Here is a 12,858-nt window from a genome sequence, read left to right as displayed (position 1 = left end):
AAATATTAATTTAATCTGTTCTCCAATTCACTCAAATATGTTAATCCATTTTCGCCCAATTTCGAAATTAGTTCGTCCATAGTTTCTTCCCAAAGTGGAATTAGTTTTTGTACCAATTCATTACCTTTTTTTGAAAGTTCAATTTCTGGTCGATAGTCAGAAGTCCGTTTAATATAATTTTGTTTTTCTAATAGTTTTATGTTTCTACTTACTGTTGAGCGTTCCAAGACTAGTGTTTGTCCGATTTTCCCTTGTTCAACTTTTCCCATTTTGTTCAAAACAAACAAAATGGTCATTTGATTTTCAGTAATGTTAAATTCAGATAATTTACTTCTAAAATGTCCATCTACTATTCTCGATAGTCGTCTTAATCGAGAACCAATACAAAGTTGCAAATCGTATTTCATACGGTAAAGGTATAAAATTAAGTTGTATATGCAACATTGATTATAGTTTTTTGCTAATCCTATTTATTGATACTTTAATCTAAAGTAAATGGGATTTCAGACGAAAACGAACATTTTTCTATTTCTTCATTATTCATAGTCCAAGTAACAGAAGTTATTTTCCAACTATCGTTTAATAAGATAAGTGACCAGTATTCAACTCCCCAGTTCTGGATTTTTGAGTCAACAGATAAAGTGTAATCAAAAGATATAGTTGCAAAGTCTCCTTGCTTGCTAATTTGGACATTATAAAACTTTTCTTCTGTATTCTTTTTTAAATTTTTATAGAAAGTTTTGTAATCAGTTGAGTAAAAAGTGAAGTCGGGCATTTGTTTCAATGCCATTTCTTTTGTCTTATTTGTAAAAATAGCAGACCAAGTTATGGAATCGTGCAGAAATAAATTATCAAATTTTTCGAAATCATTATGCATGATTATGGAAGTTCTAAAATCTTCAATAACTTGTTTTAGTTTCTTATCAGAACTTTGGTTTTGGGCGTTAAGAGAGCTAATTGCAAATAGCATACTCAAAAAGAATAGATTTAATTTCATTACCATGATTATTTTAAAGGTTTATTTTATTTAGTATTTCATTTTTGTTCATTTTACTCAGAATTATGTAACCAATAATCAATAATGGCAAAAAAAACAAAATAGGTGTTGCAGAGGATAAAATTTGTTCGGTCAACGTTGGTTCCACTGTTGGTTCTGAGTAACCATTTTTGTTGTTGATTAGTTTTGGAAGTGAACCAAAGAGGAAGAAAAAATTAATCAGACCGTGAGTAATTGCAATTGGTGTTAGCTTGTTGGTTTTGAGAAGTGCTACTCCAAAAAAGAACCCAATACAAGCTGCGTAAATTGATTGTCCAATTACCTGAGGAATATTATCGTTAACCGTCAAATTTAATAAATGTGAGGAGCCAAAAAATAGTGCAGGGAGTAGTACACCTAAAAAAACACCATTTTTATGTGATATATATTTCTTTATAAAAATAGGCTGTAAATACCCTCTGAATACAAATTCCTCTGCAAACCCTACTAATAGGCAAGCTATTAGCAATAACAATACATTAATAATGTTTATAGATGATAAGTCTTTACCAATAAAACCTAAAATACCTAATATAAAAAGATAGAAGGGGATTAGGTTTATGTATTTAAAGGACCATTGATATTCTGAACCAATGCCAGATAAAGCTTGCTCTTCGAGCTTTTTTACTAACAACAGACCGGACAAGAAAATTAAAAACATTTTGGTCGACAGCACAATATATTCAATCTGAAAACTGGTAAAATATTGTTTGGTAATTACTTTATCCAACGGAAGAAGCATTATAATACTAATTACAGCTATCACTACTAATCCAGAAAGGAAAGGATTTTTATTTTTAAACATTATCATATGGTCTTGATGGGTATTTTTCTACTTAACGACGACCAGTGATGAATTTTGTTACATATGAATAAGGATTTAAACCTATTAATCATTTAAGTTAAACAAAAAAATGGTCAACCTATTTCAGGAAAGTACTCCGGGGGTTCTTCGTAACGGTTTTGTATATGAGAAGAAGTGGGGTTTTCTCTCTAACTTTTTCGTTTATAACGGAACTTAATTATATACGTTATCTTTCGTTTTATCACTTAAACCGCTATTTTAAATTTACATTGTTAAGCCCTTTTATTTTCTTTTCGTATTTTTTCAATGCTAAATAATATCCTTCTTCGATTAGTGGGAATAATTTATCAAAAGTTTCCCTTGTCGGATTTAAAATACAAATCCAACTCATCCAACCATAAATCGGATGAGGCATTATTTTATTAAGTTCAGAAAAGTCATAAGGCATATCAATTATTTGGCCTGCTTTTGGTCTTTTGGGTCTTTCTCCAAATAACCTAAAAAAGGTATCTTTTGATATTCCAACGTTTAGCCTAAATACGCCATTTCTATCCGTATTTGATGCTTTATCATTTAAACCATCTTTTTCTTTGAATGTCAATAGATAGATACCCTTACTTAGTTTATTTTCTGGATTGTAAAATAGTCCTATTTCTCCCCAATTTTTATTTAGGACAAGACCATCAAATTTTTCCTGAACCCTTTTAATTATGTCGTTTTTAGTCATACCTTTTTATTTGGAATCCATTACAGGCTCAAGATGCATAAATTGCATAGTTTCTTGATTTATCATTCCAAAGAATTTTTTACAGGTTTCACTTTTCAAAATTTCTTGTGCAGCATGTTCAGCTGATTTCAGGTCAGTCCAATAAACAATATCAGTCCATTTACCGTTTTTGTCTACAGCTAGCTTCCTTCCAATGTAGCCATCAAATTTTTCTGCAACAGGATTCACGGCTTTTGCTGCTGCTATAACTTCTGCTTTGGAATATTGAGGATAGGTATCAAAAATAACCAATTCAATTGTTCCAACCTTTTTACTTTGTTCGCTCATACTTGTTTTGTTCTGGGTATTACAGCTAAACAATGCGACAGCTATAATACCAATTAATAAATGCTTCATTTGGTATATTTAAGTTTATGAGACAAATGTAAATGGGAGGAGTGACAACCCTATGTCAACTATACTTCAATAAATTTCTTGAAATAATCATTTAATGAGAAATCTTGTTGATAATCAAACGTTTCTGAGGTAATAAAGAGTGTAGAAATTCTATCTAATCTAAATTCGCGTAGGTTGTTTCGTAAACGACAGAATGCAACTAAAACCCAAGAACTCTCGGTGAAATAAATGGCAAGAGGTTCAATTTCACGAGTTGTATGTTCATCCTTGTAAATTGATAAGTAATTGATTTTTATAACATTGGAGTTGGTGATTGATTTTTGTATTGAAGACAACCAATTACTTGTGTTTTTTTTGTTTTTCGTTGAAGGCTCTATTCTATTCTCCAGTTTTGAAATTTCTTCTTTTTCAAAAGCCCTAAGAGTCGATTTTATTTTTATTAGTAAGGAATTGAAATCTTTAATCAAGGAAGTGTCTCCTTGGTTTAGAATTAATTTTTCCGAAACAATTAGAGCATTTGCTTCTTCTTGAGTAATCATTATTGGTGGTAATGAATAGCCATTCACCATAAAATATCCAACTCCGTTTTCAGAACCTACCGGAACTCCAGCATCTTGAAGTGTTTTAATGTCTCTGTAAACAGTTCTTAAGCTAATTTCAAATCTTTCAGCTATTTCACTTGCAGTAACTATCTTTTTAGATTGTAATTGAATTAGAATTGCTGTTATTCTAGTTAGTCTATTCATTTTCATTTAATTGGGCAACGGACTTATGTATGAAACGTAGCGTTTAAAAAGACGCTGCCTTTTGGGGTTAACACAGAGCCGAATTTTTATATTTTCTTTTCTAAATATAACCAAATTAAAAATTTGGCTTATTTATAAGTATAGAAAAACTTTTCGGTTAAGCACTTATTAGCTATGTTTTGTACACCGTGTTGGTGTTATTTTTTTTATCTTCTCTATAAAAAGCCTGTTGTACAACCAATTGTTATTGCAGAGCGCTATTTTTTAAGTTCTTTGATTTGAATAATATTCTACTTTTTCTAATTCGTTTTATTTAACAATTATCTTCTCCCATTTTTTAAGTAAGTTCTGAGCAACTTTTGAGAATTTCCATTTGAGCATCGGATATAAAAGTAACTTTTGATAGGACTTTTTAAATTCGAAATCAAATATCATAATTATTTCGGTTTCTCTCGTATTTGTTTCATTTACCTTCCAAGTTCCCTTTAAATATTTAAATGGATAAGGATAATCTGGTGCATTAGTATTTACAACAAATGAATATTGATTTTGATCTTCCCAAAGAGTGCAAGTTTCTGTCCAAGAATCATTTCCATGTGAACAGGAACGTACCAAACCTTCACCTTCTCCAGAAACAATTTCTACCTTATCTATATTGGAGGCTACTTCATGGTAGTTTTCTATATCTGTAATAACATCCCAAACGGTATTTTTACTTGCTTTAACCACTCTGCTGAAAGTGAGGCGTTTAGTGCCAGAATGACCTATAACATCCATTTCTATTATCCCTTTGGACTGAGATTTAATAAAATATAAAATGGGTAAAAGAAATAGTCCAATTATTACATACCCTGTTGTGGATATATCGAAAGGTTGAAGAATTAAAATAACGATACTTGCTAAGACAAATAATGTGTCTTGTGCTACAATCCAGAGAAGGGCGAGAGCTCTTTGCTTTTTTATTTCCATAAACATGGTGAGAGAAAAGAAAGTAATAACCCCACCTACTATTATAAATGGTAGTGTTTCATTAATCTCAAACATTACCATTAATTGGTGTTGAAATCCCAAAATTGCCAGGCCAGAAATTAGTGTCGAAATTGCATTGGCTTTTGTAGCCTTAATTGAAGTTGTCATGATTTTTATTTTTTACTTAGTGCAAATTTCGGTAGTGAAAACTGCATGATATTGATATTTTACGCCAATTTTATATATTTGATGAATGAAAGTTTCTAATGGTCACATTAACAACTTAATCGAGTTTCTTTCTAGTAGAAAGATTGATATTAACATTCTCTTTGAAGAAAGTGGCTTTGATCCAAAAGACTTAACTAATCCGCTGGGTTCCGTTGAAGATTATAAATTTCTTGATTTTTTAAACCGTTCAATTCGTATTTGTAATGATGATAATTTCGGACTCAACTATGGATGCTTTTTGAACTTAAAATCTCTTGGACTAATCCTTGAAATTTCCTTAAGCACCAGTAAAATTCAACAAGCAATTTCTTTTTTACAAGAATATTTAATGGCAACATTTCCTATGGTCAGCATCAGTTTTAAAAAGTACGATGACGAATTTCAATTGTCATTAACTAGCGATGTTGAAGAAAGGGGAGTGCGAAGGCATCTTTTGGATTCTGTCTATTGTGTAATTTATAGGGAATTAAAGTTAATGCTTGAATTGAGATATGCCCCAAGGCTTTCTTTGCCCTATATAGATAATCATCCGTATAGAGTAGGGTTAGGTGTAGCGGATATTGAAAAGGGAAGCGGACATCATTTTTATATACCAAACGAAGTCTTGCTGCTCGAAATAAATAAGAAGAGAATAAAGCAAATTGAATCTCTTTTACCTCTATTTATGAAAGAATTACAGCTGAACGACAATTCCTATGGTGAAATGTCCAAAAGGGTAAGACAAATCATGCTTAATCTCAGTTCTCCAGAGCTTCCAAAGATTGACCAGGTTATTAATCAACTGGCAGTTAGTAAAAGAAGTATTCAGCGAGAATTATTTAAAGAAAATACTTCGTACCGGAAATTGGCTAATGGAATCAAACAAAAAATGGCATTTTACCTTGAACAAGAGGGACTGTATAGAACTACCGATATTGCCTACATTTTAGGTTACTCTGAACCAAGTGCCTATATTCATGCTAAGAATAATTGGTAATTACGTTATTGTTACCTTGTCCTGAAATAGGTTAATCTTTTTTGTTATGATTAAAAATTTGAGCTCAAAAGCCTACCTTTTTGTAGCTTTTTTTCGGCAGGAGAGTTTGTCTTGTTTTTCCATAATTAACTAAAAATGTTTGTTTTTTTAGTCAACCTATTTCAGGACGATGCAACTTTGAGTTTAGCAACTAACGGCCTATGTTTTTACCTCCGTTCTTTGTTGGAAACGTTATTTTTTGATCTATTTGTATTAATTGTTTCCGTTATTACTTATTCATCTGCCCTAATTTTTCAACTTTATTCAACCATTTAACTCTAAACTCTTCTGTAGAAAGACGTATAGGTCCAATGGCAGTAATTCGCACTTTTTTTACGCCAATATAGTGCAATGTTCCTTTTTTTATTGCATTGTGGCTAGGACTTCTGTAAACCAATTTGTAGAACCAAGTTGGTTGATCCATTGTGCAAATTATTCTGGCAGATTTACCTGTTAAGCATTTATCCGAAAGCAATGAATTTTCTCTTTTTTTAAAAGCAAATCCAGGAAGTAAAATTCGGTCTAAAAAGCCTTTCATCATTGCTGGTATAGAGCTCCACCAAACGGGATATACCCAAACTATATGGTCTGCCCATTTTATTTTATCTTGTGCATCTAGTAAATTGGGTTCTAATTCAGTTCGTTTTCTATATCCAAATTGTAGGTTTGGGTTGAAGGTTAATTCTCGGATATTAATTTCTTTTATTTCAGCGTTTGATTTTTCAGCACCTTTTTTATATGCTTCAGAAAGTCCAAAACTATAGCTTTCCTTGTCAGGATGCCCATTTATAATGAGTATTTTTTTCATCTATTTTAGAAATATTTTTTGATTTTTGATTCAAATTGTGTTCCTGATAAATTTTCTATTTTGAAGAATTTATAGAGGATGAAAGCGGTAGGAACGGTTAAAAAGAAGCTGCAAATTGCAAAAGTGACAATGCTACAAAACATAGCTACGATTTGTGAACCAAGTGCTCCCATATAATTTTCTGTGATGAAAAAAAGATAGGTGGCTTCTGAATAGTCGTAAAAGCGAACGGTGGTTTCGTAGATTAACCAAGCAGAATAAAACCATTTTCTAATAGGTACCCACCATTTCCCCCAAATTGATGTTAGTTGTGTATTTTGTTCTTCCATTTGTAAATATTTATTACAAAGATCAAACTACTGGAAGCGGTATCATTTGATATAAATCAAATTCGGTTTTTAGGGTTTCTTATTCTACTCAAAGTTTCAAGTGTAATGCCTAAATAAGAAGCAATATGAGTGAGGGGAATTCTGTTTGTTATGTCAGGATAAATGGTTAAAAGGTGCTTATATCTTTCCTCAGCTTTGTTGAACTGAATAGTGTATAATCTTTCGCACAAGCCCAACATAGTTTCGGTCACCACTTTGCTTATAAAGCGTTCAAAATCGTGATATTTATTAGCAAGCATATCGACAGTATCTTTTGAAAACTCAATAACTGTTGAATCTTCGATAAACTCAACATAATGAGGACTCGGCTCCTTGCTGAAAAAACTTACTATTGAAGCCATAATCTGATTTTCAAAAGTAAACCAGTCGGAAATGTCTTTTCCGTCTTTTAGATAATAGGCTCTAGAACAACCCTGCACAATTAGATATCCTTTTTTAGAAAATTGCCCTTCGCGAACCACAATTTCCCCTTTTTTAAACGTGCTAATTTTTGAATTGGCAATAAATTCATCTTGGCATTTAATGGATATTGGGGAATAAATTTCTCCAATTTCGTTTAAGATTTTTTCAATATTCATTTTTTATGTACTGCAATTCTTTGGTTTAGCACAGAGGTTCGTTTTAATATCTTGCCCTAAAATATGGCTACAGGTTAAAATTGATTTTAAGTAGATAATTTATACCCGGTATAGTGCATAGTGTTTTTTATAGTTCAGACATTAATTTCTTAAAGTTCCAAACAGTTGCAAATTCATCATTCAAATTAGCAAGAGTTGTTAAATGAATGGTTTCAGAATCATACTTTTCTCCGTTAATACCGATTCTGTCAAATGTTGCAGTTGCATCGGAAATTAGATAAGTTTCATATCCAAAATTACCAGCCATTCGTGTTGTTGTCGATACACAATGGTTTGTCGTTATTCCTACAATAACTAAAGTGTGAATATTTAATTTATCCAATTGTTCTTTTAGGTTAGTACCAATAAATGCGCTATTAACCTCTTTTGTAATTATTGGTTCTTTCTCTAAAGGTATTACGTTTTCATTGAATTCAAATCCTTTATTAAATTGGTTCAATTTAGAATTCAGGTTTGCCGAACTATGTCTTATATGGAATATTGGTAAATTTAATTCTCTCCATTTTTTCAATATTTTGCCACAAACAAGCTCTGCATCTTTATTGTTTCTATTTCCTCCCCAATATTTTTCATCTAAAAATGCTTTTTGTACATCGACTAGTATTAGAGCAGGTTTCTTATCTTGTAATTTCACTATTTAGTTATTTGTATTTATGCTAATGATTAGTATAAGAGCGGTAGCTGATTGATTGCACTAGTCTTTCGTGTTGCAATATACTTATTTAAAAGCAATAGCGGTTCGAGTTTGCACCCGGACCGCTATTGCTTTTATACCTCAGTTCTTTGTTAAAGATAGTTTTTATTTCGTACTTCTTTGATAATAAGTAACAATACTTGCCTTAGCCAATGTATTATTCCGTAAGTAATATCCAACTACGGCAGGATTTGTACTTTCATTTAGACCAAGTTTATCTGTTTTAAGTGCGTAAACTGTAATTACATATTGGTGTAAACCGTGTCCTTTAGGAGGGCAAGGTCCACCGTAACCATTCGCTCCATAATCTGTAATACTCTGAATAACTCCTTCAGGTGTTAAGTTTAGTTTTGTATTTCCAGCTCCAGACACTAATTCGGTAGTGCTTACTGGAATATCAAATACTACCCAATGCCACCATCCACTGCCTGTTGGTGCGTCTGGGTCGTACATAGTTACTGCAAAACTTTTAGTTCCTGTAGGTGCATTTTTCCAGGATAACTGAGGGGATTGATTTTCACCAGTACAGCCAAAGCCATTGAACTCTTCATTAATTGTGGCTTGTCCTCCTAAGTCATTACTTGATAAAGTAAATGTGTTTTGTCCGAAAACAGAAGTTGAAAAAGTAATTAATACCATTAAGATTTGAAATGATTTCATCATAATATTTGTTTAATTATTAATTTATGATGCAAATCTAAACAGCAATTCAGGTTTTGCGTTAAGCAGAAAAGCTCAAAAAGTATTGATAAAAGTTCAATTTAACTGGTATTGTTTTGGGGTAACTCCGTATTTTGATTTAAAAGCTTGAATGAAGTTTGAAAGGTTTTCATATCCAATTTCTTCAAAAATATCCGAAGGTCTTTTTGATTCGTTTTTTAGAAGAAAAGCTGAGTGTTCGAGTCTTTTATCTTGAAACCACTTGCTAGGTGAACTCTTAAAGTTTTTCTCAAACTCTCTCTTGAAAGTTGATACACTCATATTAGATAGAAAAGAAAGTTCTTTTATTGTGAGTTTATTCAGTCTGTTGCTTTCAATTGTTTGGATGAACGTTTGATTTTGATTATCACTATTGTTAACTAAAGAATAAAGAAAATCTAAACCTTTCAAGTCTACAAGGTAAAGCATTATTTCTTCGAGTTTCGTTTTCAACATATTTTCTTGAATTGACTTAGAAAGTTTGGATATTTCTAAAAGACTTTCAACAAATCTTTTGATAAATGAATCATACTTGAACGAATATGTTGAGTACAGTTTTTTAGAATTTGAAGTCTCCAATTTAAATTTTCGCAAAAATTTAAAAACTTCTTCGTCCGAAAAGAAAAACAAAACACTGCGATAGTATTCTGAATCCTTAGAGAGCTTCTCTGTCATTAAACAATGCCCAGATTTCATTAATAGAAATTGAGAATTATCTATTGCATATGCCGAATTATCGAAAAACACTTCTTTAGTTCCTTCTTGAAGAAAGCTGAACGTATTTTTATTTAATAAGATTTGTTGTTTCGATATTTCGGTAATGCTTTCATAATTATAAACCACAAGAGCCTTAGAAGAACTCAAATTTAATTCGTCTGGTAATTTAATAGTTTTCATCGGGTTTTCTAATTGTCTTTAACGTTTCAGCTATAATTTAGTTTGGGAGAAAGGAAAACTTCTGTTCCCGTCTTTACACATAGCCGAAACTGTTTGTTTATTTTAGTTTTTCAAAAGACAAATCCTAAGGATTTAGCGACTTCATACATATACACAGACCTTGGCTTAAAGACTAAAACCCGTATTAGTTAAAGCCATTGTTGTAACACGTTTTTTATGTTCATTCTTTCCATAGAAAACGTTGTGGAATTTTCGTCCAGTTTATTAATCATTAATATATTTTTTTTAATTAATTCAGATTGATCTAGATTAATATTTTCATTGCTAGCTTTTATTTTTTTTATTAATTCGAATACTAATTCAATTAATTGTTCAATATGAGTTTCATTCATTCCCTGAATTATTCTCAATAAATCCTTATTGCTAATTTCCGAGATTTCTTTTATTGACAAATCAAATTCACTTTTAAGTGCTTGCTCGGTTTCTTCTATTCCATTACTTATATTTCCAGAATCTAAATCAGTAACTTTACTTATAAGTTGTTTTAATAGTAAGGTTAACCTTTGAATCTCTCTTAGAATAAAATCCTTTTCTTCAATCAATATTTCCTTTTTTTAAATGTTTTACAACAATTGAACATAGATTACTAGTGATCTATATATAGCAAAACTATTTAGTCTAACTTATCGGTTAGCGCTTTAAATATTTTTTTAGCGTTCTTACCTTTATAAAGAACTTCATAAACAGCATCTATAATTGGAGTGGCATTTTCTTTTTTTATTTTTTTCATTAATAAATGCGCACTTTTGGTAGCGTAATACCCTTCTGCAACCATGCTCATTTCCATCATAGCACTTTTTACGGTATAGCCCTTACCTATCATGTTTCCAAACATACGATTACGGCTAAAAGTAGAATACCCTGTTACCAATAAATCTCCTAAATAAGCAGAGTTGTTAATGTTTCTTTTCATTTTATGAACACGCTTTATAAAACGTTTCATTTCTCTGATAGAGTTACTCATTAACACACTTTGAAAATTATCTCCATATCCAAGGCCATGAGAAATTCCTGCTGCGATTGCATAAATATTCTTTAACATGGCTGCATATTCTGTCCCTATAATATCGTCCGATATTTTGGTTTTTATATAATGACTTTTTATGTTTTCTGCTACAACTTTAGCCTTATCTTGGTCTGCACAAGCAATGGTTAAATAAGATAGCCGCTCTAGAGCTACTTCTTCGGCATGGCAAGGGCCAGTTAAAACGCCAATACTTTCAAAAGGGATATTATATTTTTCGTGAAAGTGTTCCCCAACAATTAATCCTGTTTCTGGTACGATTCCTTTTATGGCCGAGAAAACAATTTTATTTTCTAAAGAAGCAGTTAGGTTTTTTAATTCACTTTCTAAAAAGGCAGAAGGAATAGCAAATATTAGGTAATCTGCATTAGAAATAGCAACATTAATGTCGGATGTTAGTATTAATTGTTCCAAATGAAATTCTACGGAACTTAAGTAATTTGGATTATGCTTTTCATTTTTAATATGTGCAATGGCATCCTCATTACGCATGTACCAATACACTTGTTTTTGGTTTTCTGTTAGCATTTTAACAATTGCCGTTGCCCAACTTCCTCCGCCTAAAACTGCAAACTTTATCTCTTTATTCATGAAAGTGATTTTGTATTTCAAAATTACCAAAATTTAAGCAGCTTTCTAGAAGATAAAACAAGCATTGTAAAATTTTTGGCATGAGGTTTGTTTAGTACTAAGAGAACTTTAAAACCGATGTAAGATGAAGGCGATGAAATTACTTTTAGGATTTACTTTAATAGGTACCTTACTAAGCTCATGTTATACAGAAGTATTAGTAGAAGATAATTATATAGACGAACCTGTGTTTACTACAAACCAAGTTTTACAATCTTATGATTTATGGTATGTAGATATTAATGCAACAAAGGGGAATGGAGAAGTCCCTTTTTTACAAAGAGCATTTACCGTTTCTTTTAAGAATGGAAAAATATATGCTAATAATAATATTGTTGGTATTGGTAAAACAGGAAATGGTTTTGGTATTCCAGTAGGGTATTATGATGGTTATAGTGGCGCAGTAGATGTAGACCACGATGTAGATGGTTCTTGGATATTAGAGGTGCTTACAGTTAATAATAATACGATAGAATTGTATGATGCTGGATCTAGAACATCTTACTTTTTAAAAGGGTATTATACGGATACGTTTGATTATGACTATGTATTTTATGATAATATAAACTACTTTTTACAAGAGTATGATGCTTGGGAAAAAAGCTATACAAGTGAAGAAGGAGTCATAAATGATTTTGATGACGAGAACTATTTACAATTCTTACCAAGTTATTTTAGGTCTTCTATAGATAAACCAGGAACTTCCATTTCTGGGTTACAATGGGATTTTGAAGGAGAATATCAGGTGTATGACATAGAAAACGATGAAACGCTTAAAACTTTAACACTTGCATATGATTTTATGGGCAATGATTACTTTGAGCTTTACGTTATTAATGATAGTACTATTGAGCTTTATCATCCGGACAGTAAAACCATTTATGAGTTTAAAGGAAAGGGATATCAACAGTATTTAAAATCGGGAAAAAGCTCGGTTAGTAAAAAGAGAAAAAAGACTTCGAATCCTATAATGAAAGTGAAACGAAGTAGAAAAATAAAATAAAAAGGAGTAAAGTTTATCTACTCTGATAAGAATTTTTTGGTTGGTTATTTAGTTGGAAACCGCTCTGGACAACATGTTTAGAGCGGTTTTTTTG

The 12,858-nt window shown here is 31.4% G+C and carries 17 protein-coding genes; 2 read left to right on the top strand and 15 right to left on the bottom strand.

Features of this window, described 5'->3' with window-relative positions:
• Positions 1-5: 5 nt before the first annotated feature.
• The 7 genes from Q0856_RS08815 to Q0856_RS08785 all read right to left on the bottom strand — a co-directional run bounded on the left by Q0856_RS08815 (position 6) and on the right by Q0856_RS08785 (position 4,847).
• Positions 6-407, bottom strand: coding sequence for a MarR family transcriptional regulator (locus Q0856_RS08815; protein ID WP_298504227.1), 402 nt, complete (start codon positions 405-407; stop codon positions 6-8).
• 74 nt (positions 408-481) lie between these two features.
• A complete protein-coding gene (locus Q0856_RS08810) occupies positions 482-997 on the bottom strand; it encodes a hypothetical protein (protein ID WP_298478764.1) in 516 nt (171 codons plus the stop codon).
• 13 nt (positions 998-1,010) lie between these two features.
• Positions 1,011-1,841, bottom strand: coding sequence for a type II CAAX endopeptidase family protein (locus tag Q0856_RS08805; RefSeq protein ID WP_298504226.1), 831 nt, complete (start codon positions 1,839-1,841; stop codon positions 1,011-1,013).
• A 253-nt stretch (positions 1,842-2,094) separates the two neighbouring features.
• Positions 2,095-2,568, bottom strand: a complete 474-nt coding sequence (locus Q0856_RS08800) for a DUF6194 family protein (protein WP_298478770.1) — start codon at positions 2,566-2,568, stop codon at positions 2,095-2,097.
• Between the two features lie 6 nt (positions 2,569-2,574).
• A complete protein-coding gene (locus tag Q0856_RS08795) occupies positions 2,575-2,964 on the bottom strand; it encodes a hypothetical protein (RefSeq protein WP_298478773.1) in 390 nt (129 codons plus the stop codon).
• Positions 2,965-3,023: 59 nt separating this feature from the next.
• Positions 3,024-3,710: a YafY family protein gene (locus tag Q0856_RS08790; protein ID WP_298504224.1), complete on the bottom strand. Its 687-nt coding sequence runs from the start codon at positions 3,708-3,710 to the stop codon at positions 3,024-3,026.
• A 309-nt stretch (positions 3,711-4,019) separates the two neighbouring features.
• A complete protein-coding gene (locus tag Q0856_RS08785; protein WP_298504221.1) occupies positions 4,020-4,847 on the bottom strand; it encodes an SRPBCC family protein in 828 nt (275 codons plus the stop codon).
• 85 nt (positions 4,848-4,932) lie between these two features.
• Here Q0856_RS08785 and Q0856_RS08780 point away from each other — a divergent pair, with 85 nt between their 5' ends.
• Positions 4,933-5,883, top strand: a complete 951-nt coding sequence (locus tag Q0856_RS08780) for an AraC family transcriptional regulator ligand-binding domain-containing protein (RefSeq protein ID WP_298504219.1) — start codon at positions 4,933-4,935, stop codon at positions 5,881-5,883.
• A 268-nt stretch (positions 5,884-6,151) separates the two neighbouring features.
• Here Q0856_RS08780 and Q0856_RS08775 read toward each other — a convergent pair whose 3' ends face one another.
• The 8 genes from Q0856_RS08775 to Q0856_RS08740 form a co-directional block, all read right to left on the bottom strand.
• Positions 6,152-6,730: an NAD(P)H-dependent oxidoreductase gene (locus Q0856_RS08775; RefSeq protein ID WP_298504217.1), complete on the bottom strand. Its 579-nt coding sequence runs from the start codon at positions 6,728-6,730 to the stop codon at positions 6,152-6,154.
• A gap of 5 nt (positions 6,731-6,735) precedes the next feature.
• On the bottom strand, positions 6,736-7,059 hold the full coding sequence (locus tag Q0856_RS08770; protein ID WP_298504216.1) for a hypothetical protein: 324 nt from the start codon (positions 7,057-7,059) through the stop codon (positions 6,736-6,738).
• A gap of 56 nt (positions 7,060-7,115) precedes the next feature.
• Entirely contained in the window at positions 7,116-7,697 is a 582-nt protein-coding gene (locus tag Q0856_RS08765) for a Crp/Fnr family transcriptional regulator (protein ID WP_298478793.1), read from the bottom strand.
• Between the two features lie 127 nt (positions 7,698-7,824).
• Positions 7,825-8,391 (bottom strand): cysteine hydrolase family protein, encoded by a 567-nt coding sequence (locus tag Q0856_RS08760; RefSeq protein WP_298478796.1) that lies wholly within the window; start codon positions 8,389-8,391, stop codon positions 7,825-7,827.
• A 165-nt stretch (positions 8,392-8,556) separates the two neighbouring features.
• Positions 8,557-9,114 (bottom strand): YbhB/YbcL family Raf kinase inhibitor-like protein, encoded by a 558-nt coding sequence (locus Q0856_RS08755; RefSeq protein WP_298504213.1) that lies wholly within the window; start codon positions 9,112-9,114, stop codon positions 8,557-8,559.
• 93 nt (positions 9,115-9,207) lie between these two features.
• The gene (locus Q0856_RS08750; RefSeq protein ID WP_298478802.1) at positions 9,208-10,047 is read right to left on the bottom strand and encodes an AraC family transcriptional regulator; all 840 of its coding nucleotides are present in this window, start codon (positions 10,045-10,047) and stop codon (positions 9,208-9,210) included.
• 188 nt (positions 10,048-10,235) lie between these two features.
• The gene (locus Q0856_RS08745) at positions 10,236-10,649 is read right to left on the bottom strand and encodes a hypothetical protein (protein WP_298478805.1); all 414 of its coding nucleotides are present in this window, start codon (positions 10,647-10,649) and stop codon (positions 10,236-10,238) included.
• Between the two features lie 71 nt (positions 10,650-10,720).
• A complete protein-coding gene (locus Q0856_RS08740; RefSeq protein WP_298478808.1) occupies positions 10,721-11,722 on the bottom strand; it encodes an NAD(P)H-dependent glycerol-3-phosphate dehydrogenase in 1,002 nt (333 codons plus the stop codon).
• Between the two features lie 124 nt (positions 11,723-11,846).
• Between Q0856_RS08740 and Q0856_RS08735 the strand changes: the two genes are divergently transcribed.
• Positions 11,847-12,764, top strand: coding sequence for a nicotinic acid mononucleotide adenyltransferase (locus Q0856_RS08735; RefSeq protein WP_298478811.1), 918 nt, complete (start codon positions 11,847-11,849; stop codon positions 12,762-12,764).
• The last annotated feature ends 94 nt before the right edge of the window (positions 12,765-12,858 follow it).

Source organism: uncultured Maribacter sp. (genome assembly GCF_947496775.1).
In the GTDB taxonomy this organism is placed as follows: Bacteria; Bacteroidota; Bacteroidia; order Flavobacteriales; family Flavobacteriaceae; genus Maribacter_B.
Note: the sequence above shows the minus strand (reverse complement) of the source record. Positions and strands in the feature narration are given on the sequence as shown.

Excerpts from the sequence above, each read along its gene's own strand:
- Q0856_RS08815 (WP_298504227.1), bottom strand. The coding sequence starts at position 407 with ATGAAATACGATTTGCAACTTTGTATTGGTTCTCGATTAAGACGACTA.
- Q0856_RS08810 (WP_298478764.1), bottom strand. The coding sequence starts at position 997 with ATGAAATTAAATCTATTCTTTTTGAGTATGCTATTTGCAATTAGCTCT.
- Q0856_RS08805 (WP_298504226.1), bottom strand. The coding sequence starts at position 1,841 with ATGTTTAAAAATAAAAATCCTTTCCTTTCTGGATTAGTAGTGATAGCT.
- Q0856_RS08800 (WP_298478770.1), bottom strand. The coding sequence starts at position 2,568 with ATGACTAAAAACGACATAATTAAAAGGGTTCAGGAAAAATTTGATGGT.
- Q0856_RS08795 (WP_298478773.1), bottom strand. The coding sequence starts at position 2,964 with ATGAAGCATTTATTAATTGGTATTATAGCTGTCGCATTGTTTAGCTGT.
- Q0856_RS08790 (WP_298504224.1), bottom strand. The coding sequence starts at position 3,710 with ATGAATAGACTAACTAGAATAACAGCAATTCTAATTCAATTACAATCT.
- Q0856_RS08785 (WP_298504221.1), bottom strand. The coding sequence starts at position 4,847 with ATGACAACTTCAATTAAGGCTACAAAAGCCAATGCAATTTCGACACTA.
- Q0856_RS08780 (WP_298504219.1), top strand. The coding sequence starts at position 4,933 with ATGAAAGTTTCTAATGGTCACATTAACAACTTAATCGAGTTTCTTTCT.
- Q0856_RS08775 (WP_298504217.1), bottom strand. The coding sequence starts at position 6,730 with ATGAAAAAAATACTCATTATAAATGGGCATCCTGACAAGGAAAGCTAT.
- Q0856_RS08770 (WP_298504216.1), bottom strand. The coding sequence starts at position 7,059 with ATGGAAGAACAAAATACACAACTAACATCAATTTGGGGGAAATGGTGG.
- Q0856_RS08765 (WP_298478793.1), bottom strand. The coding sequence starts at position 7,697 with ATGAATATTGAAAAAATCTTAAACGAAATTGGAGAAATTTATTCCCCA.
- Q0856_RS08755 (WP_298504213.1), bottom strand. The coding sequence starts at position 9,114 with ATGATGAAATCATTTCAAATCTTAATGGTATTAATTACTTTTTCAACT.
- Q0856_RS08750 (WP_298478802.1), bottom strand. The coding sequence starts at position 10,047 with ATGAAAACTATTAAATTACCAGACGAATTAAATTTGAGTTCTTCTAAG.
- Q0856_RS08740 (WP_298478808.1), bottom strand. The coding sequence starts at position 11,722 with ATGAATAAAGAGATAAAGTTTGCAGTTTTAGGCGGAGGAAGTTGGGCA.
- Q0856_RS08735 (WP_298478811.1), top strand. The coding sequence starts at position 11,847 with ATGAAGGCGATGAAATTACTTTTAGGATTTACTTTAATAGGTACCTTA.